This window comes from Modestobacter sp. SYSU DS0290 (assembly GCF_054050955.1).
Window position 1 is genome coordinate 1 of sequence record NZ_JBJHAI010000031.1, and the last position, 20129, is coordinate 20129.

18 protein-coding genes and 1 pseudogene are annotated in these 20129 nt (G+C 75.3%); 6 read left to right on the forward strand and 13 right to left on the reverse strand.

Annotated features, from left to right (window positions below; all coding sequences use genetic code 11):
• Nucleotides 1-86: 86 nt before the first annotated feature.
• A complete protein-coding gene (locus ACI795_RS18375) occupies nt 87-689 on the reverse strand; it encodes a TetR/AcrR family transcriptional regulator (protein ID WP_457077029.1) in 603 nt (200 codons plus the stop codon).
• The gene (locus tag ACI795_RS18380; protein ID WP_457077030.1) at nt 682-2832 is read right to left on the reverse strand and encodes a beta-glucosidase; all 2151 of its coding nucleotides are present in this window, start codon (nt 2830-2832) and stop codon (nt 682-684) included. The genes ACI795_RS18375 and ACI795_RS18380 overlap by 8 nt, the downstream gene beginning before the upstream one ends.
• A 122-nt stretch (nt 2833-2954) precedes the next feature.
• On the opposite strand from ACI795_RS18380, the gene ACI795_RS18385 reads away from it, so the two are divergent.
• Complete coding sequence (locus tag ACI795_RS18385; protein WP_457077031.1) at nt 2955-3734, forward strand: CPBP family intramembrane glutamic endopeptidase; 780 nt, start codon at nt 2955-2957, stop codon at nt 3732-3734.
• On the opposite strand, the gene ACI795_RS18390 is transcribed toward ACI795_RS18385, so the two are convergent.
• Nucleotides 3688-5181, reverse strand: coding sequence for a phytoene desaturase family protein (locus tag ACI795_RS18390; RefSeq protein ID WP_457077033.1), 1494 nt, complete (start codon nt 5179-5181; stop codon nt 3688-3690). The two genes, ACI795_RS18385 and ACI795_RS18390, sit on opposite strands and share 47 nt — an antisense overlap.
• Before the next feature lie 78 nt (nt 5182-5259).
• On the opposite strand from ACI795_RS18390, the gene ACI795_RS18395 reads away from it, so the two are divergent.
• On the forward strand, nt 5260-5454 hold the full coding sequence (locus ACI795_RS18395; protein WP_457077035.1) for a hypothetical protein: 195 nt from the start codon (nt 5260-5262) through the stop codon (nt 5452-5454).
• A gap of 39 nt (nt 5455-5493) precedes the next feature.
• Here ACI795_RS18395 and ACI795_RS18400 read toward each other — a convergent pair whose 3' ends face one another.
• The 5 genes from ACI795_RS18400 to ACI795_RS18420 form a co-directional block, all read right to left on the reverse strand.
• Nucleotides 5494-6363 (reverse strand): polysaccharide deacetylase family protein, encoded by an 870-nt coding sequence (locus tag ACI795_RS18400; protein ID WP_457077036.1) that lies wholly within the window; start codon nt 6361-6363, stop codon nt 5494-5496.
• A gap of 207 nt (nt 6364-6570) precedes the next feature.
• Nucleotides 6571-8070, reverse strand: a complete 1500-nt coding sequence (locus ACI795_RS18405; protein ID WP_457077037.1) for a DUF222 domain-containing protein — start codon at nt 8068-8070, stop codon at nt 6571-6573.
• Nucleotides 8071-8260: 190 nt separating this feature from the next.
• A complete protein-coding gene (locus ACI795_RS18410; RefSeq protein ID WP_457077038.1) occupies nt 8261-9805 on the reverse strand; it encodes a DUF2252 family protein in 1545 nt (514 codons plus the stop codon).
• 71 nt (nt 9806-9876) lie between these two features.
• Nucleotides 9877-10926: an ABC transporter permease subunit gene (locus ACI795_RS18415; RefSeq protein ID WP_457077039.1), complete on the reverse strand. Its 1050-nt coding sequence runs from the start codon at nt 10924-10926 to the stop codon at nt 9877-9879.
• Nucleotides 10923-11837, reverse strand: coding sequence for an ABC transporter ATP-binding protein (locus ACI795_RS18420; RefSeq protein ID WP_457077040.1), 915 nt, complete (start codon nt 11835-11837; stop codon nt 10923-10925). The genes ACI795_RS18415 and ACI795_RS18420 overlap by 4 nt, the downstream gene beginning before the upstream one ends.
• A 115-nt stretch (nt 11838-11952) precedes the next feature.
• Here ACI795_RS18420 and ACI795_RS18425 point away from each other — a divergent pair, with 115 nt between their 5' ends.
• Nucleotides 11953-12921: an App1 family protein gene (locus ACI795_RS18425; protein WP_457077041.1), complete on the forward strand. Its 969-nt coding sequence runs from the start codon at nt 11953-11955 to the stop codon at nt 12919-12921.
• Here ACI795_RS18425 and ACI795_RS18430 read toward each other — a convergent pair.
• Nucleotides 12870-13913, reverse strand: a complete 1044-nt coding sequence (locus tag ACI795_RS18430; protein ID WP_457077042.1) for an MsnO8 family LLM class oxidoreductase — start codon at nt 13911-13913, stop codon at nt 12870-12872. The genes ACI795_RS18425 and ACI795_RS18430 overlap by 52 nt on opposite strands.
• On the reverse strand, nt 13913-15025 hold the full coding sequence (locus ACI795_RS18435; RefSeq protein WP_457077043.1) for a spore photoproduct lyase family protein: 1113 nt from the start codon (nt 15023-15025) through the stop codon (nt 13913-13915). Before ACI795_RS18435 ends, ACI795_RS18430 begins: the two co-directional genes overlap by 1 nt.
• A gap of 99 nt (nt 15026-15124) precedes the next feature.
• Between ACI795_RS18435 and ACI795_RS18440 the strand changes: the two genes are divergently transcribed.
• Nucleotides 15125-15544, forward strand: coding sequence for a DUF350 domain-containing protein (locus tag ACI795_RS18440; RefSeq protein WP_457077044.1), 420 nt, complete (start codon nt 15125-15127; stop codon nt 15542-15544).
• A gap of 35 nt (nt 15545-15579) precedes the next feature.
• Here ACI795_RS18440 and ACI795_RS18445 read toward each other — a convergent pair.
• Nucleotides 15580-16461: pseudogene (locus ACI795_RS18445) on the reverse strand (EamA family transporter); the annotation flags it as partial.
• Between the two features lie 38 nt (nt 16462-16499).
• Between ACI795_RS18445 and ACI795_RS18450 the strand changes: the two are divergent.
• The gene (locus ACI795_RS18450) at nt 16500-17405 is read left to right on the forward strand and encodes a LysR family transcriptional regulator (RefSeq protein WP_457077045.1); all 906 of its coding nucleotides are present in this window, start codon (nt 16500-16502) and stop codon (nt 17403-17405) included.
• A gap of 15 nt (nt 17406-17420) precedes the next feature.
• On the opposite strand, the gene ACI795_RS18455 is transcribed toward ACI795_RS18450, so the two are convergent.
• The gene (locus ACI795_RS18455; RefSeq protein ID WP_457077046.1) at nt 17421-17768 is read right to left on the reverse strand and encodes a hypothetical protein; all 348 of its coding nucleotides are present in this window, start codon (nt 17766-17768) and stop codon (nt 17421-17423) included.
• Between the two features lie 126 nt (nt 17769-17894).
• On the opposite strand from ACI795_RS18455, the gene ACI795_RS18460 reads away from it, so the two are divergent.
• Entirely contained in the window at nt 17895-18860 is a 966-nt protein-coding gene (locus ACI795_RS18460; RefSeq protein WP_457077047.1) for a GGDEF domain-containing protein, read from the forward strand.
• Between the two features lie 35 nt (nt 18861-18895).
• On the opposite strand, the gene glgA is transcribed toward ACI795_RS18460, so the two are convergent.
• Nucleotides 18896-20068 (reverse strand): glycogen synthase, encoded by a 1173-nt coding sequence (gene glgA, locus ACI795_RS18465; RefSeq protein WP_457077048.1) that lies wholly within the window; start codon nt 20066-20068, stop codon nt 18896-18898.
• Nucleotides 20069-20129: the final 61 nt, after the last annotated feature.

Consider the following 20129-nt stretch of genomic DNA (forward strand, 5'->3'; position numbering starts at 1 on the left):
CCCCCGCCCCCGCCCCGGCGCGGGCCCCCCCCGCCGGGCCCCCGCGGGCGCCCCCCCCCGCGCCCCCCCCCCCCCCCCCGGCGCGTTCAGGGCAGCAGTCGGGCGACGGCGCGGTCCCATTCCTGCACCAGGTCCACCTCGTCCGGCGTGCGCAGCCACTGCTCCTCCAGGCCGCCCATCACCGCGAGCAGCTGGCGGGCGGTGGAGCCGGGGTGCTCGACGTGGCCGGTGACCAGCCGGGTGAAGGTGGCCAGCACCCGGGCGTCCCGGTCGCGGAAGTACCCGTGCGCGGGGTGGCCCTCGAACAGCGACTCGGTGCGCAGCATCGAGTACAACCGGACGATCTCCGGCTGGGTGGTGTTGCGGACGACGACCGCCCGCAGCACCGCCCGCGTCTCGGCCGGCGAGGAGCCGTCCAGGTCATCCAGGCCGGCGCCGAGCTCCCCGGCGACGGCGGCGGCGTCCCGGCGGTCCCGGTCCTCCAGCAGCGCCACGAGCAGCTGCTCCTTCGAGCCCACGTGGTGCAGCAACCCGGCGACGGTCAGCCCGCACGCATCGGCGACCGCCTGCACGCTGAACCCGTAGAAGCCGCGCTGCCCGACGATCCGGGTCGCCTCGTCGAGGATCTGCCGGCGGCGCTGCTCCGGCGTCCACCGGCTGCCGGGCCCGCGCGGGCGGGCCTCAGCCAAGCCGGAGGACGACGGCCTGCGGGTCGGTGGCGTGCGCCCCCACCTGCAGCTCGACGTCGGCGACCTCGGGCAGCACCCGCTCGCGCCGGTCGTCGTCCCAGCGGGCCAGCGCCAGCAGGCTGACCGGGACCTCGACGGTGACCGACTCCCCGGCGGGGACGGCGACGCTGCGGAAGCCGACCAGCATCCGCTCGCCCGGGTAGCCGCCGCTGCCGGTGCGGCCGTAGACCTGCACGACGTGCCGGCCGTCGCGGCTGCCGGTGTTGGTGACCGTCGCGGTCACCGCCGACCCATCCGCCGTCACGTCGCCGATGGTGAACGACGTGTAGGACAGCCCGAAGCCGTGCGGGTACGCCGCCTCGACGCCCAGCCGGTCCAGCAGGCGCTGGCCGTGCCACCGGTCGTAGGTGATCGCGGTGGCGTCCCGGTCGAAGAAGGGCAGGTGCTCCTCGCTGGTCGGCACGCTGAACGGCAGCCGGCCGGCCGGCTCCGCGGCGCCGGTGAGCACGTCGCCGAGCGCCGGGCCGCCCTCCATGCCGGCGTACCACTGGAGCAGGATCGCCGGGACCTCCTGCCGCCACGCCTCGGTGAGCACCGGGCCGGCAGCGACCATCGTGACGACGGTGCGCGGGTTGGCCGCGGCCGTCGCCCGGATGACCTCCTCCTGGACCGGCCGCAGGCGCAGCGAGTCGCGGTCACCGCCGAACCCCTCGCCGGCGGTCATCACCACCTCGTCGCCGGTGGCCCGGACGCCGTCCGGCCGCGGCGGGTAGAGCGCCAGCAGGTCCGGGTTGTTCATCGTGTCCGAGCCGACGTACTCGCCCTCGTCCTCGGCGGTGAAGCCGGCGACGACGATCGCGACATCGGCCTGCCGCGCCGCCTCAGCCGCGGCCGCCGGATCGTCCTCGGCGACGTGGGTGATCCGGGCACCGGGGAAGGCCGCGGTGATGCCCTCCAGCGGCGTGGTGCTGCTGGGCGGGCGGACGTCGGAGGAGCCGTGGTCGCCCTGGTTGACCTCGGTCGCCAGCCGGCCGATGACCGCGATCGACGTGACCGCCGCGGGGTCCAGCGGGAGCACCGGGGCGCCGTCGACCGGCTCGTTGCGCAGCAGCACCATCGCGCGGGCGGCGACCTCCCGGGCCAGCGCGCGGGCGTCGTCGTCGGCCATCAGCTCCGGGCCGAACGCGCCGTCCTCGCGGGCGGCGTAGGAGCGCAGCATCGCCGCGATCATCCGGACGCCGGAGCGCTCGACCAGCTCCCAGCTCGTGGTGCCGTCGTCCAGCTGGCCGGGCAGGTGCTGGGCGCGCTGCTGGCGGAACGGCTCCTCCAGGTCGAGCCCCGCGTTGAGCGAGGCGCCGGCGTCGCGCAGGCCCCAGATGAAGTCGCTGACGGTGATCCCGTCCCAGCCCCACTGGTCGCGCAGCACCTCGGTGAGCAGGTGCCGGTTCTGCCCGGCCCACTCGCCGTTGACCGAGTTGTAGGCGCTCATGATCGCCGCCACGCCCTCGTCGACGGTCCGCTTGAAGTGCGGCAGGTAGACGTCCTGCAGCGTGGCCTCGTCGATGGTGACGTCGACGGTGAAGCGGGCGTTCTCCATCGAGTTCAGCGCGTAGTGCTTGGCGCAGGCCATCACGTACCGCTGGGTGCCGCGCACCAGGGCGGCGCCCATCTCGCCCAGGTGGAACGGGTCGTCGCCGTAGGTCTCCTGCGCCCGTCCCCAGGCGGGGTGGCGCAGCAGGTTGATGCACACGCCGCCGAAGAAGTTGCCGCCGACCGCGCGCACCTCCCGGCCGATGACCTGGCCGACCCGCTCCTCCAGCTCTGGGTCCCAGGTGGCGCCGCGGGCCATGGAGACGGGGAAGGCGGTGCCGTTGCCGGAGACGCAGCCGCGGGGTCCGTCCACGAACTGGGTGCCGGGGATGCCGAGCCGGGCGACGGCGCCGTGCGGGATCGGCACGGTGTTGTAGCCACCGGTCAGCATCGCCAGGAAGCCGTCCCAGAACTCCCAGTCGCCGTCGAGCAGGCCGAGCCGCTCGTCCGGGGTGAGCTGGGCGAACAGCTGCCGGGCCTCGGCCTGGACGGCGGCTCCGCCGCGCACGGCGGCGACGGCCCGGTCGAAGGGGGTGTGCGCGTCGGTGCTCACGGCGTCCTCGCTTACCTAGTGACTTGTAGGTAGTGCGGACCCTAGCGGCCGGGTGCCGCGGTCGCGCGGGGCGGGGAGCGAGGCCTGGACGGCGCGCCCCCGGGCGCGGGAGGCTGCCTGCCGTGCGCCAGCGCGTGCTCGGCCTCGCCCGGCGGCGGCCGCTCACCGTGGCCGCCGCGCTCACCCTGCTGTGGCACCTGGCGCTGTTCGCGATCGAGGACCTGCTGCCCCCGCTGTCGCCGGACTGGTCGCCGTCGCTGGGCGCGGTCGTGGTGAACGTCGTGCTGGCCGCCGGCACGGCGGCGCTGGTCGGGTGGCTGGGCTGGTGGCGCGAGGCGGGGCTGCGCTGGCGCCGGCCGGATCGTCGCTGGTGGCTGGCCGCGCCGCTGGCGGCCGAGGGTGCCGTCTACGCCCTGTCCGGGCTGGCCGGCTCAGCGGCGGTGCTGAGCAGCATCGCGGTGATGACCCTGTCGATCGGGCTCTCGGAGGAGGTGCTGAGCCGAGGGCTGGTGCAGCGGGTGCTCGCCGGGCTCGGGCCGGCCGCCGCCGCGGTCTGGGTGGGGGTGCTGTTCGGGCTGGGGCACGCGCTGTCCGGGTTCTGGTTCGGCCGGCCGTGGGACGACGTGCTCACCATCGTGGTCTCGGCGGGCTGCTACGGCTTCTGCCTGGCGGCGCTGCGCTGGCACCTGGGCACGGTCTGGCCGCTGGTGCTGCTGCACGCGCTCACCGACTTCACCCAGCTGGCCAGCCCGGGGAACCTGCCCTTCGGCGTCCGGCTCGCGATGGTCGTGGGCCTGGTGGCCTACGGCTGGTGGCTGCTCCGGGTGCTGGACCGTCCCCGGCCGGACGTCGACCTCACGCCGGCCCCACCAGCCCGGCGACGATCTCCGCGGAGAGCGTGACCAACGGCAGCCCGCCACCGGGGTGTGCGGAGCCGCCGACCAGGAACAGCCCCGGCAGCGGGGAGGCGTTGCCGGGGCGCAGGAACGCCGCCCGCGCGCCGTTGCTCGACGTCCCGTAGATCGACCCGCCGGGGCTGGCGGTCTCCCGTTCCAGGTCGGCCGGGGTGCGCACCACTCGCCAGCGCACCCGGTCGCGCACGTCGAGCCCGCGGGCGGCCAGCACGTCGAGCACCCGGTCCGCCTGGGCGTCGGCGAGCCCGGGGGCGGTCCAGTCGACGCCGCTCCCCGGCTCGTGTCTCGGCGCGTTGACCAGCACGAACCACGACTCGCTGTCGGCGTCGGGCCGGGTGGCCGGGTCATCGGGGGCGCTGACGTAGACGGTCGGGTCGGCCACCGGCCGTGTTGCACCCCGCCGGCCGAACAGCGCGTCGAACTCGGCGTCGTAGTCGGCCGGGAAGAGCACCGTGTGGTGCGCCAGCCCGGGGGTGCGCCCGCGCAGCGCGAGCAGGAGCACCAGCCCGGAGGACGACGGCGTCACCCGGCGCAGCGCCGCCCGGGGGCCGCGGGCCGGGGCGGCGGCGGGCAGCAGACCGCGGTAGAGGGCGGTGGCGTCGGCGTTGCTGACGACGACGTCGGCCGGCACCCGCTCGCCGTCGGCCAGCCGCACGCCGGCCGCGCGGCCGCTCTCGACGAGGACCTCGGCGACGGGGGCGTCGGTGCGCACCACCGCGCCCCGCTCGACGGCCCGCTGCGCGACCGCCTCGACCAGCCGGCGCAGCCCGCCCGGCACGTACCAGGAGCCGAACGCCTGCTCGGCGTACGGAACGGTGAGCAGCGCGGCGGGGGCCCGGCGGGGGTCGGAGCCGGAGTAGGTGGCGTAGCGGTCCAGCAGCATCCGCAGCCGCGGGTCGGTCAGGTACCGCCCACCCAGCCCTCGCAGCGTGCGGCCGGGGGCGATGGTGCGCAGGTCGGCAGCGCTCCGGGCCAGCCGCAGCAGCGTGCCCGCCCCGGCCAGCGGGGAGCGCAGGAACGGCTGCTCGGTGGCCCGCCACATCGCCTCCGCGCGGTCGAGCAGGGCCGCCCACTGCGCGCCGCTGCCGGCGCCCAGTGCGTCGTCGAGTGCCGCCGGGATCCGCTCACGGCTGCCCGGGACGTCGACCGTCGTCCCGTCGGCGAAGCGGTAGGCGACGGCCGGATCGAGCCGCTGGAGCTCCAGCACGTCGTCCAGCGGGGCGCCGGTGGCGGCGAAGAGGTCGCGGAGCACCTGGGGGAGGGTGACCAGGCTGGGGCCGGTGTCGAAGCCGTGCCCGTCGCGCTCGAACCAGCCGAGCTTCCCGCCGATCACCGGCCCCTGTTCCAGCACGGTGACCGCGTGGCCGGCCGCGGCGAGCCGGGCCGCGGCCGCCAGACCGCCGAGCCCGGCGCCGATCACCACCACCCGGGCCACGCCGACCACGGTAGTCAGCGGGCATGGCGCTGCGCGGCCCCCGTGACGTACCGGGCCGGATCCGGTAGGAATCGGCGCATGCGGTGGCTGCTGGCAGTGGTCGTGGTGGGGGCGGGCGCGGGCTGGCTCGCCGCGGAGTGGCTCCCCGAACCGGCCGGCACGGTGGTGCTGGCGGTCATCTGCCTCGCCGTGCTGGGGCTGCTCCCGCTGGGCCGGTTCGGTCACCGCCGCGTGGCCGCACCGGCGGAGCGCGGCCCGTCACACCCGGGCTGATCCCGGGGGATCCGCCGGGCGCTCGGACGCGCCGGGAGGTCAGAAGTCGGACTCGAGGTGGGCCAGCAGGGTGGCGCCGTCCCAGGTGGGCGGCGGCATGATCCGGCGGATGGTGAGCAGCGGCTGGGCGGGATCGGTCGGGTCGGACAGCTGGAACGCGGCCCGGTGGCCCGCCGACGCGGCGTGGGCCAGCGTCTCCTGGTTCCACACGCCGTGCGGGTAGGCGAGCAGGTCGACCGGGTGACCGAGGACGTCCGCGAGCGTCTGGCGGGGCTGGTCCACCTGTTCGGCCCACTGGTCGCCGGAGAGGCGGTCCATCCGCTGGTGGTCCCAGCTGTGCGCGCCGATCGTCATGCCGGCCGCCTCGAGCTCGCGCAGCTGGTCGGTGCTCAGCCAGTTCGGCTTGTCGAGCACGACGGTCATCGGGAAGAAGGCGCCGGTGAAGCCGAACTCCCGCAGCACCGGGAGTCCGACGGTGGCGTGGGTGACCGAGCCGTCGTCGAAGGTGAGCAGCACCGGCCGCTCGGGCAGGCCGGTGCCGAACTGCAGGTGGTCGACGAGCGCGGGAGCGGACACGGGGGTGTACCCGCCGTCCCGGAGCGCGGTCAGCTGGGCGCGGAAGGCGTCCGGTGGGGTGGTGATGCTGCGGGCGTACGCGCTGTCCTCGGTGGTGTGCTCGCGCAGCTGGTGGAAGCAGAGCACCGGGACCGTGGAGCGGGCCAGGATCTCGGCCGGCGTGCCCGGGGTGGGCGGTGGCTCCTCGGTCGGGGTCGGCTCGGGCGTGGGGGAGGACGACGGAGCCGAGGGCACCGGTGACGTCGTCGGCCCGTCCGCGCGCCGCGCCGGCCCGGAGCCGCACCCGGCGAGGGCGAGCGCGGCTCCGGCGGCGAGGAAGTGGCGTCTGTGCACCCGGTGAGCTTGCTGCCCGGCGGCGGGTGAGGCAACGACCCCTCGGCGGGTGCGCGGCCGCTGCGCCGACGGGAGTGCGCAGTCGACGTGAACGCCGTGTCCGCATGCCGCGTATGCGTGTGCCACCTCGCCGACACGGCGGCATGCGGACAGGGCGATGTCTCCAGGTGTCGACCCAGGAGGGCGCCGACTCAGGAGAGCGCCGACTCAGAAGGGCGGTGGGTCGCCGGCGGGTTCGGTCGGTGGCGGTTCGGGGCCGGTGGCTGGTCGGGCCTCAGGTGGTTGGGTGCCGGGTGGTCGGCGGCCGGGTGGTCGGGTGGTGCGGGTGACCCCGCTCGGGGTGGTCACCCGCAGGGTGCCGTCGGGGGTCATCGCGAACCGCCAGCCGGGGGCGTGGGTCTTGAGCCGGTGGTGGCTGCGGCACAGGCAGCAGAGGTTGGCGCAGTCGGTCTCGCCGCCGCGGGCGTGCGGGATGACGTGGTCGAGGTCGGCCCAGCCGACGCGTTGCCCGCAGTTGGGGAAGCGGCAGCGCCGATCCCGGGCGGTGACGAACGCCCGCTGCCGGGCAGTGGGCTCGTAGCGCTCGGTGGCCGGTGGCGGCCCGAGCAGCGCACAGCCGCACATCCCCTCGGGGTGCTCACTGCAGCCGCGCGTGGTGAGCCGGGCCAGCTCGGCGGGGGTGGTGGTGGCCAGCAGTTCCCCGTCGGGGCCGGTGATCGTGAACGTGAGGCTGCCGCCGTCGGGGGCGCTCAGGCCGAGGGCGCCGACGCGGGCGAGCAGGTCGCGCAGGTGGGCGGCGGTGATCGGCAGCCCGTTCACCTCACCCGGCGTACTCCCGCCCTCCAACGCCTCCAGTGCGGCGGTGATCGTCAGGTTCGCTGTGACCAGCGGCAGGCCGGAGTCGCCAGGGCGGCGGATCAACGCCGAGAGCGCCTGGGCCCGCAGCGCACCGATGGGTCGGTCGTCCCCGTCGGCCTTGAGCATCCGGGCCAGCTGGTCGAGCTGGTCGGCACACTCGGCGGCCTCATCGGCGGGCAGGTCCGCGGCCAGCACCGCCCGCCCATCAGCAGCCGAGGGGTAGAGGTGCACGTCGGCGGTCTTCTCCGCCTCCGCCCGCGCTTCCTCCGCCGCTGTGGCGTCGAAGCGCAGCATCAGCTCGGTGGCGCGCTTCTTCACCGCCGATACCGACAGGTCGCTCACCTCACCCAGCACTCGTTCCTCGACGCGGGCGGCGACCTCGGCGGGAGTCGACTTCAACGCATCCGCCAGCTGCTGCGCCCGGCGCTCATCGAGCTCACCGGCCCGCAGCGCGGCGAAGGTGGCCGGCAGCTTCCGCTGCCAGGTCAACGCGCGGGTCAACCGGATCGCCGCCGTCCCTCGCCCCAGGTTGAGCACGGTGGCCAGCTCGGCGGTGAAGAACTCACTGACCTCACCCTCGCCCGGCTGGGCGGTCCACCCCGCCCGCCGCGCACCCGGGTGATCCGGTGCCGGATCAGCGGACGGCGGCCGGTCAGCGGCCAGGGCGAGGATCAGCTCGGCCTCGTAGGCGGCATCCCGGGCGCGGCGCTGCTGCACCCGCTGCAGCTCCTCGGCCAGCTCCTCATCGGACAACAGCAGAGCGGGCAGCCGGGAGGGCTCGACAGGGTGCTCGACAGCCCAGTCGAGGACCAGCCCCTCGATCACGCTCGACCCCGACCGCCGCGACATGACCCGAACCTACGAAGGGGGTACGACAGTTTCGGCAGGTCCGGACGGGGGTCCCTGCTTCGTGGACGCAGGGTGCGTCAGCGGCTGCGGAGCGCGCCGTCGAGGGCCTGCAGCAGCTCACCGATGCGTCCTCCGCCGGGCGGGGCGACGGGCAGCGGGCAAGGGGCAGCGGGCAAGGCGGACCGGGGACTCAGCGGTAGACGACGTCGACGGTGCGGAAGGCGCCGAGCTCGTGGTCGGCGACGAAGTGCTCGTGGTCGCGGCGCAGCCGGTCGGCGGCCTCCTCGGCGAAGCGCAGGACGTCGTCGACGAACAGGTCCCGCCCGCCGATGGCCTCCATGATCGCCGGCTCGACGTCGTAGTCGACGTTGCCGGTCTCGTCGGACAGCGCGTGCGTGTGCGCCAGCACCCGGCCGCAGATCGTCGCGTAGTCCTTCCACTCGCTGGTCGACAGCTCGTCCAGGCTGATGTCGTCCCGGAACGGTGCCCGCTCCCGCACCATGAAGCTCAGCCCGTCGATGTCGGTGCTGCCGTAGAAGACGTCGCCGTTCACCAGGTGCACCCGCTGCGCGTGCTTGATCCGGTCGCCCTGGCCGTCGACCTCGTACCCCGAGGGCGGCACCAGCCCGGCCAGCGCCGAGCGGCGGGCGCGCTTGAACTCCAGCAGCAGGTCGTCGGTGCCGTCGCCCTGCACGCCGGCGATCAGCACGTAGTACCGGGTGAGCCCCAGCGACGCGGTGCCGGCGTTCCGCCGCTCGGCGACGTCCTTCACCCGCATGCGCCCGGCCCGCTCGGGGACCTGCACCTCGTTCTCGGCGACGAAGCGGTCGACGATGTCCTGGAACTCCGCGCGGCGGCTGCTGACCGGGACCAGCTCCTCGTCGGTGCGGAAGCCGCTGCGGGTCTCGTCGAGCAGGTCCTCGGCCAGCCAGTCGGCCCGGCTGGTCTCCAGCGTGCTGGAGATCAGCTCGGCGATCAGCGGCGGCGCGTTGTCCAGGCGCATCTGCTCGGTGTACTCGCCGCCGTCGGCCGCGTAGGAGGCGATCCCCTCGACGTAGCCGCGCACGAAGCTGCGGGCGATGGCGCGCTGCTTCTTCCGGCCCTTGCCGCTCTTCTCCTCCGCGCCGAGCATGAACCCGACGGCGCCGCGCTTGAGGTCCCAGGTGAAGGGCGCGTAGTAGGCGTCGTCGAAGTCGTTGACGCTGAAGATCGGCACGTTGTCGGAGCTGGGCATCACCCCGAAGTTGCCCGGGTGGACGTCGCCCAGGGCCAGCACCGTGGGCATCCGGGCGTCCTCGCCGACCAGGTCGCGGTAGAAGAGCAGGTTCGTGCCGCGGAAGAAGTGGAAGACGGAGCCGGCGAGCTTGTCGAACTTGTCCCGGGCCTCCAGGTCACCGGTGGCGATCCGCTGCTCGTGGTCCTCCCGCACGGTCTCCCGGACGTGCACCCGGCGGTCGTTGCCGGTGAGCATCCGGGGGATGAGCACCATCTCGCCGCGTGCCCGCGCCTCGGCCAGCAGGCGGAAGGCCTCGACCCGGGACTGGACCTCGCGTCCGCTGCTGCCGCGCACCGCGGTGGCCTCGTCACCGGAGCCGTCGTCGGCCTCCCCGATGGGCGGGGGCCGCAGGTGGCCGAGCAGCTCCTGCTTGCTCATCGACGAGCGCCCGGGCACGTCCTGCTCGCGCGCGAGGCGGAGCAGCTCGTTGCGGGTGGCGGACTCGAGGTCTGTGTCCATGACCAGCGCGTACCCGATGCCGCCCCCGGCGCCAAACGCATGTCATCAGGTCGTCAGGAAGTACTCCCGGCTCAGGGCACGTCCCGTCGGCCGAACAGGACGACGCCGGCCCCCACGACGAGCACGGTGACGACGGCCAGGACGACGCCGCTCTGCAGGTGGGTGATCAGGTACTCGGTCATCTCCCAGTACACGTTGCCCTGTGCGTCGATCCGCTCGCCCTGGTCGATGTTCACCGTCAGCCCGTCGGGCAGGGCCAGCGCCGTCACGTTGTTGGTGAGCAGCCACGGCTGCCACGCCGGCTGCAGCGCGCGGACGGCGGTCTCGACCACCAGCACGTAGATGAACGCCGTGCCCAGCGCGGCCCCGGTGTTGCGCACCAGGTTGGTCAGCCCGAAGCCGATCAGCCCGGCGAAGAGGGTCAGCAGCACGCCGCGACCTTGGGCGCCGGCCAGCTCCGACCAGAAGCCCTCGGGCAGGTCCCGGCCGTCGCCGACGACGCCCTGCCAGATGCCGGCCATCGCCAGCCAGGCGACCTGCGCGACCACGCCGAGCACCACCGAGGCGGCGGCGACCACCGCGGCCTTGGCGCCCAGCACCCGCGACCGGCGCGGCTCCCAGAACAGCAGGTTGGTCATCGACCGGCTCGACCACTCGGCCCCGACGAAGGTGGCGCCGATCAGGAAGGCGAGGGCGGCGCCCAGCAGACCGACCGCGGCGGCGCCCGTCGCACCGCTGTCGGCGAAGGAGAACGGCGGCGGGCTGATGAACTGGTCGATCGAGAAGTCGGACTCCTGGACCGGCGGGCCGCACCATTCCTCCGGCGTCATCCCCGCGTCCGCGGGGACCTGCTCGAGGCACTCCGCGCGCCCCAGGGTCGAGGCCTCGATCTGCTCCTGCCGCTGCTGCTCTGCCGCGGCGAGCCGTTCCGGGCTGGGAGACGAGTAGTTGAGCAGACCGATCACCAGGGCGCCGACCCAGACCAGCGCGGCCGTCGCCAGCAGCATCCGGATGAACCGGCGGGCGGTGAACCGGTGGAGCTCCGCGCGCAGCAGCCCGCCGAACCGCCCCGCGGGGACGGTTGGCCGGTCGGCCCGCGGCGGGGTCCCGACGGCGCTCATGCCCGCTCCGCCGTCAGCGCGAGGAACGCGCTCTCCAGGTCTGCGGTCATCGGGGTCAGCTCCTCCAGCCAGTGTCCGGACTCGGCCAGCAGCCGGGTCACCTGCGCCGGTGCGGCGACGGCGTGCACCAGCAGGCCGCCCTCCGGCGCCGGTGCCACCGAGTAGCCGGCGGCGGTGAGCACCGTGGCGGCGGCCGCGGGGTCGGGCACGCGCACCCGGACGTCGGGTGCCCCGCTCCCGGCCAGCACCTCGTGCACCGGACCGGAGGCGATGCACCGGCCGCGGGCCATGATCGACACCGAGTCGGCGACCTGCTGGATCTCGGTGAGCAGGTGCGAGCTGATCAGCACCGTCGTCCCCTCCCGGCCCAGCCGCCGGACGAGATCGCGGACGTCGCGCATGCCGCCGGGGTCCAGCCCGTTGCCGGGCTCGTCCAGCACGAGCAGCTGCGGCGCCTTGAGCAGCGCCGCGGCGATGGCCAGGCGCTGCTTCATGCCGAGGGAGTAGCCGGCGAACCGGTCGTCGGCGCGGTCACGCAGCTCGACGACCTCGAGCACCTCCTCGACCCGGGTGCGGGGCAGCCCCGCGGTCTCGGCCAGCAGCCGCAGGTTCCGGCGGCCGGTGAACCCCGGGAAGAACAGCGGCGTCTCGACCAGCGCGCCCACGCTGCCGATCACCTCGGGCAGGCCGCTGGGCACCGGCCGGCCGAGCAGCCGGACCTCACCGCTGTCGGGGCGGACCAGGCCGAGCGCGATGCGGATCATCGTGGTCTTGCCGGAGCCGTTGGGCCCCAGCAGGCCGTGCACGCCGCCGTCGCCGACGACCAGCTCCAGACCGTCCAGCGCCCGCTGCGGCGGGCGCCCGCGCCGGGCATAGGTCTTGGAGACCGCGTGCATCTCGAGGGCGGGCACGAGCGACTCCTGAGCTGGGGGGACGGGCGGGTGCACCGTGGCACAGCGGACGACCGGGTGGTGGGTTCCGCGCCGCGACGGTCCGCATCGGGATCGCAGCTGGCAGGGTGGCGGGGTGGTCTCCCTGCCTGCGCTGGCCCGCCGCGCCGACGCCGCCCTGCGCGCCCTGCTGTCCCGGCTGGCCCGCCGCGCCGGCTGGACCCCCGCCGTCCTCGCCCACCCCGGCTACGGCAGCGACGGGCGGGCACGGGTGCTCGGCCGGGTGCTGCTGGCCCCGGCCGGCGCCCATCCCGAGGAGCGCCGCGCGGTGCCCGGCTGGCAGCGGTTCCTCACCCTGGAGAGCCCGCGCACCGAGGTCGTCGTGCAGATCGCCGGGCAGCGGCACACGGTGCGCAGCGACGACGACGGGCTGCTCGACGTCACCCTCGACCTGCCGCTGCCCGACGCCGGCGCCGTCCCGGTGGTGCTGCGGGCCGGTGACCGGGAGTCGCGCACGGTGGTGCACCTGGCCTCGCCGCGGGCCGCCCGCGGCGTGGTCTGCGACATCGACGACACGGTGCTCGTCACCGGGATCGCCACCCCGCTGCGGGCCGCCTGGCGCACCTTCGTGCTGCCGATGACCCGGCGGCGGGCGGTCCCGGGCATGGCCGCGCTGCTGCACCAGCTGGCCTCGGTGGCCCCGCACGTGCCGGTCGTCTACCTGAGCAACGGGCCGTGGAACCTGGCCGGCCCGCTGACCAGGTTCCTGGAGCGGGCCGGCTTCCCGCCCGGCGCGCTGCTGCTCACCGACTGGGGTCCGACGCCGGACCGCTGGTTCCGCGACGGCCAGGCGCACAAGCGGACGTCGCTGCGGCGGCTGGCCACCGACCTGCCCGGGGTGCGCTGGACCCTGGTCGGCGACACCGGCGAGCACGACCCCGCCCTGTACGAGGAGTTCGCCCGTGCGCAGCCGGAGCGGGTGGCTGCCGTGCTGCTGCGCGACGTGCGCGACACGGCGACCAGGACGGCGCGGTTCGGGGACGTGCCGGTGGTCTACGCCCCCGACGGGACGGCGCTGGCCGGCGCCTTGCCGCCGACCGGCTGACGGCCGAACAGCTCCGCCAGCGCGGCGTCGGAGGCGGCCAGCGCCGCGCGGTCGAAGGTGCTGCTGGAGGCGACCAGCTCCGCCGCGCCGGTCCGCTCGACCAGCGTGGTGAGCCGTTCGGCCACCTCCTCGGCGGTGCCGGCGATCGCACCGGCGGCGGTCTGCTCGACGTACTGCCGCTGCCGGGGTGTCCAGTCCTGCGCCCGGATCGCGGTCACCGGCTCCAGCGGTGGGAACGCTCCGGTGGTGCGCGCCTGCGCCATCGCCCAGGCCTCGGGCAGCAGCAGGTCCTGCGCCTCGGCCGTGCTGTCGGCGACCAGCACGTCCAGGCTGATCGCCACCCGCGGCTCGGGCGCCTGCACGCTGGGCCGGTAGCTGCGCCGGTAGCCGGCCAGCGCGGCCAACCCGGGCTCGGGGTCGCCGGCCACGCCCAGCAGCGGCCCGCCGACGATCACCGGCAGGCCGAGCTGAGCGGCCACCTCCAGGCCACGGCCGGTGGCCAGCACGGTCAGCGGCACCGGAGCCGCCGGCCGGGGGCGCACGGTCACCGCTGCCGTGCCGTCCAGGTAGGACCGCAGTTCGGCCAGGTCCGCGGCGAAGTCGGTCTCGTGCTCCCGCAGCGCGCGGCGCACGGGCGGGGTGAAGCCGGGGGAGCGGCCCAGCCCGAGGTCGACCCGGCCCGGTGCCAGCGCCGAGAGCATCGCGAACTGCTCGGCGACGACCAGCGGCTGGTGGTGGGGGAGCATCACCCCGGCCGAGCCGATCCGCAGCGTCGTCGTCCGGCCGGCGATGGCGGCGAGCAGGACGGCCGGCGCGGCGCTGGCGACGCCGGGCACGCCGTGGTGCTCGGCGACGGAGAACCGGTCGTAGCCGAGCTGCTCGGCGGTGACGGCGCGGGTGACGGTGCCGGTCAGCCCGGCGCTGTCCGGTTCCCCGGCCCGGGTGCGGGAGCGGTCCAGCAGCGACAGCCCGACCGCGGTGAGCGCGGCCATCAGAACGCGTACCGGACGCGCAGCCAGGGGGCGCGCTCCTGGATCAGCTGGTGCAGCCGGGCGACGCCGGCCCGCTTCACGTCGGCGCGGTACCGGACGTTGTGCTGGCCGTTCTGGCTGACCTTGGGCTCCTGCACCTCCGGGCGCCAGAGCAGCTGCTCGGCCCGCGGGTGCCAGCCGAGGTTCACCTCGTGCAGGCCCTCGTTGTGGGTCAGCATGATCACCTCGGCGGCGGCCTGGGCCTTCGCGGCGGGCGAGAGCTCGTCGTCGAGCTGCTGCAGCAGCGCCGACCAGTCGGCCTCCCAGCCCTCGCGCAGCACGACGGGGGAGAGGTTGAGGTGCACCTCGTAGCCGGCCGCGACGAAGTCGTCGACGGCGGCGATCCGCTCGGCGACCCGGCTGGTGCGCACGTCCAGCAGCCGGGAGTCGGCGTCGGGCATGACCGAGAACCGCACCCGGGTCCGCCCGCGGGGGTCGAGGTCGAGCAGGTCGCGGTTGACGTACTTGGTGGCGAAGGCGGCCTTGGCGGTCGGCAGCTCGCGGAAGGTGGCGACCAGGTCGGCGACGTTGTCGCTGACGACCGCGTCGACCGAGCAGTCGCCGTTCTCCCCGATGTCGTAGACCCAGCTGTCCCGGTCGCACTGGTTCGGCTCGGTCTTGGGCCCCTGGCGGGCCACGTGCCGGCGCACCGACGCGGTGATCTGGTCGATGTTGGTGAACACGGTGATCGGGTTGGCGTAGCCCTTGCGGCGGGGCACGTAGCAGTAGGCGCAGGCCATCGCGCAGCCGTTCGCGGTCGAGGGCGCGATGAAGTCCGCGGAGCGGCCGTTCGGGCGGGTGGTCAGCGTCTTCTTCACCCCGAGCACCAGCGTCTCGGACTTGACCCGCACCCAGCGGTCGACGTTGCCGGCGTTGCCGTGCAGCTCCGGCAGCTGCCAGTGCGACGCCACCTCGACGACCTCGGCGCCGGGGAACCGGGCGAGCACCTGGCGGCCGCGCGGGGAGGCGGCGGCCGCGGGCTCGGCGTACACGGTGCGCACCTGCAGCAGCCGGTTCTCGACGGGGGTCTCCGCGGGGAGGACGTCGTCGAAGAGCGTCAGCGCGTCGGTCACGGCAGGTGCAGCGCGCGCTCCGGGAGCGCCATTCCGGGGCCCGGTGTGGCGCACCCCCTAGGCTCCCTCCCGCCCCGCCCCCGACCTGGAGGTCTCCCCGTGCTGGCCAGCATCGGTTACGCCGTCGCCTACACCGCCGTCGGCATCGCGCTGCTGTTCGTCGGCGCGCTCGCCCTCGACCTGCTCACCCCCGGCCGGCTGGCCAAGCACATCTACGAGGAGCGCTCGATCAACGCCGGGATCGCGCTGGCCGCCGGCTTCCTCGGGCAGGGCGCGATCGCGTTCACCACCATCTGGACCAACGCGACCAGCGGGTTCGGCCGGGCGCTGGCCTACACGGTGGTGTTCGGCCTGCTCGGGGTGCTGCTGCAGGTGCTCGCGTTCCTGCTGCTGGACGTGGTCACCCCCGGGCGTCTGGGCCACCACCTCACCGGGGTGGGCTTCCACCCCGCCAGCCTGGTGTCGGCCGGCTCGACGCTCGCGGTCTCGGCGATCATCGTCGCCTCCATCTGGCCCTGAGCCGCCGGTCGGCGGCCGGTCGTCGTCGCCAGCAGCACCCCGGCGACGACGACGGCGCCGCAGCCCAGCTCCACGGCTGAGGTGGCGTCGCCCAGCGCCAGCCAGGAGACGGCGATCCCGACCACCGGCACCAGCATCGAGAACGGCGCGACCGTGCTCGAGGGGTGCCGGGCCATCAGCGCCGTCCAGAGCCCCGAGCCGAGCAGGGTGGCCACCACGACGGTGTAGAGCAGCCCGGCCAGGGCGAGCAGCCCCTGGGTCGTGCCCAGGGTGGTGAACGACCGGGCGATCGCGTCCGGCCCCTCGGCGGCCAGGGAGACGGCGAGCATCGGGATCGGGGGCACCACGCTCATCCAGAGGGTGAGCTTCAGCGGCTCGGACGCCCGCGCCTGCCGGGTGCACAAGTTGCCCAGCGCCCAGCCCAGCCCGCCGCAGAGGGTGAGGAGCACCGGCAGGGCCAGCGCCGCACCGCCGACCTCCGCGCGGTAGAGGGCGATCCCGCCCAGCCCCGCCACTGCGATCCCGACGCCGGTGAGCTGGCGGGCGGTCAGGCGCTCGTGCAGCAGCAGGCCGGCCAGCAGCACGGTGAACGGCGCCGAGGACTGCAACACCAGCGAGGCCAGGCCGGTGGGCATCCCGGTGTCCATCGCGAGGTAGAGGAAGAGGAACTGGAGGATGCCGAAGCCGGCGCCGTAGCCGATCAGCCAGCGCAGCGGGACGTCGGGCCGGGGCACGAACAGCAGCGTCGGGACGGCGAGGACCGCGAACCGGAGCGCGACCAGGGCGAAGGGCGGGAACTGCTCCAGCGACAGGTGGATCGCGGTGAAGTTCACGCCCCACAGCACGGCGACGAGGCAGGCGAGCAGACGGTCGCGGAGGGGCACGGGCCGAGCCTGCCGCGCCGCGTCGTCCAACACCAGTGAAGAGATCTTGACGGTTTGTTCAGGATGTCTGCATGGACCTGCGCTCGCTGGAGACCCTGCGCGCCGTCCGCAGCCGTGGCGGGGTCACCGCGGCCGCCGCGGTGCTGCACCTGACGCCGTCGGCGGTCTCCCAGCAGCTGGCCGCGCTCACCGCGGAGCTGGGGGTGCCGCTGACCGAGCGGGTGGGCCGCGGGCTGCGGCTCACCCCGGCCGGCGACGCGCTGGCCGACGCCGCCGTCGACGTCGCCGCGGCGGTCGAGCGGGCCCGGGCGGCCTGCCAGGACTACGCCGAGCGGCCGGTCGGGACGGTGCGGGTCTCGGCGTTCCAGAGCGCCGCGCAGCTGGTCTTCCCCCGGCTGCTGGGCGCGGGCGCCGCGCTGGACGGCATCACGCTGGAGTGCGCCGACGAGGACGTGGTGCTCGCCGACTTCCCCGACCTCACCGACCGCTTCGACGTGGTGGTCGCCCACCGGCCCGACGGCGCCGCCGACTGGGGCAGCGGGGTCCGGGTCGTATCGCTGTTCCGCGAGCCGCTGGACGTCGCCGTCGGTGCGGACCACCCGCTGGCCGGCCGGTCCGCCGTGGCTCCGGAGGAGCTGGCGGGGGAGGCCTGGATCACCGTGCGCGAGGGCTTCCCCGTGGCACCGGTGCTGGCGGCGGTGGCCGCCCGGTCGGGGGCCGCGCCGCACATCGCGCACCGGATCAACGACTTCGCGGTGGCCTCGGCGATGGTCGCCGCCGGGCACGGCATCTCGCTGTTGCCGCGGCACACCACCTCCCGGGTGCCCGGCATGCAGCTGCTCCCGCTGACCGGCGTCCCCTCCGGCCGGCGGGTCGAGGCGCTGCTGCGCCCCGACCGGGCCGAGCGGCGCGTCGTGGCACGGGTGCTCGACGTGCTCCGCGCCCTGGCCGCGGAGATCGACCGCGGCACGGCCTGAGCCGGCCGGGACCGCTCAGCCGGCGACCCGGTCGGCCAGCTGTTCGGCGTGCACCAGCGACAGCGCCGGCTCGGCCCGGCGCAGCGCCAGGATCGCGCCGACCCCCTCGGGCGCGCCTGCCTCGGCGATCACCCGACGTGCCCACGCCTCGTCGACGTGGTGGGGCACCGGCGCCGGGACGGCGAAGCTGCGGCGGAACGACCACGACCAGTACAGGGCGAGCAGCAGGAGGAGCGCCGCCCGCAGCAGGTCGCCCTCCACCACGTGGACGACGGCCGCCGCCGCCGCGCCCACCGCGAGCAGCAGCGGGAACCACCGCTGCACGACGGTCGACTCCAGGAACCTGGTCAGGGTCTTCCGCACGCGCGGCATGCTGCCAGCCGGCGCCTCCGGGTGGGGCGTCCTCACCCGTCCGGGCGGGTCGCCTGTGTGGGTGGGTCGGTGCCGGGGGATGCTCCGGTGTCCCCGTCCCCCGACCGAAGAGGCTGCATGAGGTTGAGGCGGCGCGCGCCCGAGGTGGCGACCGCCCGGGTGGCCGGCCCCGTCATCGGGCTGCTCTACGCGCTCGGCGGCCTGGTCGTGCTCGCGGTGGTCGTGCTGCCCGGGGCAGCGGACCACGTGACGTCCCCGGTGATGACCGCCATCGGTCCGGTGGCGGTGCTCGCCGGCCTGGCGCTGATCCGGTGGGGCCGGTCGCTGCCGCGCGCCCTGCTCCCCGTCGCCGTCCTGGCGGGCACCGCGCTGATCACCGCGGTGGTCGCCGAGGCGCCGGACACCGCCTCCGCGATGGCGCTGGCCGGCATCTACTCCTTCGTCGCGGTCGCCGCCTTCTTCCTCTTCGCCCCGCTGGTGGCGCTGGCCTACCTGCTCCTCGCGATGGCCGCCTGCGCCGTGGTCCTCTCCGCCCGGGGACTGCCGCCGGGGTCGGTGGTCGCGGTCGCGCTGGTGACGGCGACCATCGCGCTGGTCGCGGCACTGCTGGTCCGGCAGGCCTCCTGGGCGAGCGTCGACGCGCTCACCGGGCTGGCCAACCGTCGCGGCTTCGACGACGCGCTCGACGAGGCGCTGCGGGTCGCCGTCCGGTCGGGGGAGGAGTTCTCCGTCGCCCTGGCCGACCTCGACGACTTCAAGGCGGTCAACGACGAGCAGGGCCACGCCGCCGGCGACGAACTGCTCTGCACCGTGGCCGCCAGCTGGGTGCCGTTGCTCCCGCGGGGCGCCGTCCTGGCCCGGCACGGCGGGGACGAGTTCGCCCTGCTGCTGCCGGCCTGCACCGGCCCGGCGGCGCTGCGGTACGTGGAGCGGCTGCGGGCGGCGAGCACCCGCGTCCCGCTGTCGGTCGGGGTCGCCGAGCACCGGCCCGGCGAGCAGCCGTCGCACGTGATGCGCCGGGCGGACGCCGCCCTCTACCGGGCCAAGGAGGCCGGCCGGGGCCGCAGCGAGCTCGACCGCTGACGTCCGGCCCAGGATCGGCCGGGACGGCCCGCGGCTCAGCCGCGCGCGGCGAGCACCTGCCGATAGACCTCGACGGTCTGTGCGGCGATCGCCGGCCAGCCGAACTCGGCGAGCACCCGTTCCCGGCCGGCCGCGCCCATCGTCGCCGCGCGGCCGGGATCGGCCAGCAGCTCGGCCATCCGCGCCGCGAGCCCCGCGGCGAACTCGGCCGGGCGCTCGGCGTCGTAGGGGACCAGCAGCCCGGTGCGGCCGTCGTCGACCACCTCGGGGATGCCGCCGACGGCGCTGGCCACGACCGCGGTGCCGCAGGCCGCGGCCTCCAGGTTCACGATGCCCAGCGGCTCGTACACCGAGGGGACGACGAACACCGTCGCGCCGGTGATCAGCGGCACCAGCTGCTCGCGCGGGAGCATCTGCTCGATCCACACCACGCCGGTGCGGCGGGTCTGCAGCTCGGCGACGGCGTCGGCCACCTGGGCCCGCTCGGCGGGGGTGTCCGCCGCGCCGGCGCAGAGCACCAGGCCCGCCTCCGGCGGCAGCTGCTCGGCCGCGGCCAGCAGGTGCATCAGCCCCTTCTGCCGGGTGATCCGGCCGACGAACAGCGCGTACGGCCGGTCGGGGTCGACCCCGAGCGAACGGACGACGTCGGGCGCCTGCACCGGCCGGTAGGCCTGCGCGTCGACGCCGTTGCCGACGACGACGACCTTCGCCGGGTCCAGGTCGGGGTAGACGTCGAGCACGTCGGCCCGCATGCCCCGGCTGACGGCGATGACCGCGTCGGCCTCGGCGTAGGCGGTGCGCTCGACCCAGGAGGACAGCCGGTAGCCGCCGCCGAGCTGGTCGGCCTTCCACGGCCGCCGCGGCTCCAGCGAGTGGGCGGTGACCACGTGGGCGCTGCCGTGCAGCAGCTGCGCCAGGTGGCCGGCGTGGTTGGCGTACCAGGTGTGCGAGTGCACCAGGTCCGCCCCACCGACGGCAGCGGCGATCTCGACGTCGGTCCCGACCGCCTGCAGCGCGCCGTTGGCCGACTGCAGGGCGGCCGGCACGCCGTACCCCGTCGCGTCCTGCCGCGGGCCGCCGAAGCAGTGGACGTCGACCTGCGGCCCGTCGGCGAGGCCGCGGAGCGCGGCGACGAGGTGCTCGACGTGCACCCCCGCGCCCCCGTAGACGTCCGGCGGCCATTCCCGGGTGATCACTCCCACGCGCACGCAGCTCACCCTAGGTGGTGAACGACCCGGTAGATGGGGCGAACTCCCAGACGAGCCGTTA

Coding starts and splice junctions, on each gene's coding strand:
- ACI795_RS18405 (WP_457077037.1), bottom strand. CDS start 8,070: ATGTCGCGGCGGTCGGGGTCGAGCGTGATCGAGGGGCTGGTCCTCGAC.
- ACI795_RS18415 (WP_457077039.1), bottom strand. CDS start 10,926: ATGAGCGCCGTCGGGACCCCGCCGCGGGCCGACCGGCCAACCGTCCCC.
- ACI795_RS18410 (WP_457077038.1), bottom strand. CDS start 9,805: ATGGACACAGACCTCGAGTCCGCCACCCGCAACGAGCTGCTCCGCCTC.
- ACI795_RS18450 (WP_457077045.1), top strand. CDS start 16,500: ATGGACCTGCGCTCGCTGGAGACCCTGCGCGCCGTCCGCAGCCGTGGC.
- ACI795_RS18395 (WP_457077035.1), top strand. CDS start 5,260: ATGCGGTGGCTGCTGGCAGTGGTCGTGGTGGGGGCGGGCGCGGGCTGG.
- ACI795_RS18430 (WP_457077042.1), bottom strand. CDS start 13,913: ATGGCCGCGCTCACCGCGGTCGGGCTGTCGCTGCTGGACCGCTCCCGC.
- ACI795_RS18460 (WP_457077047.1), top strand. CDS start 17,895: ATGAGGTTGAGGCGGCGCGCGCCCGAGGTGGCGACCGCCCGGGTGGCC.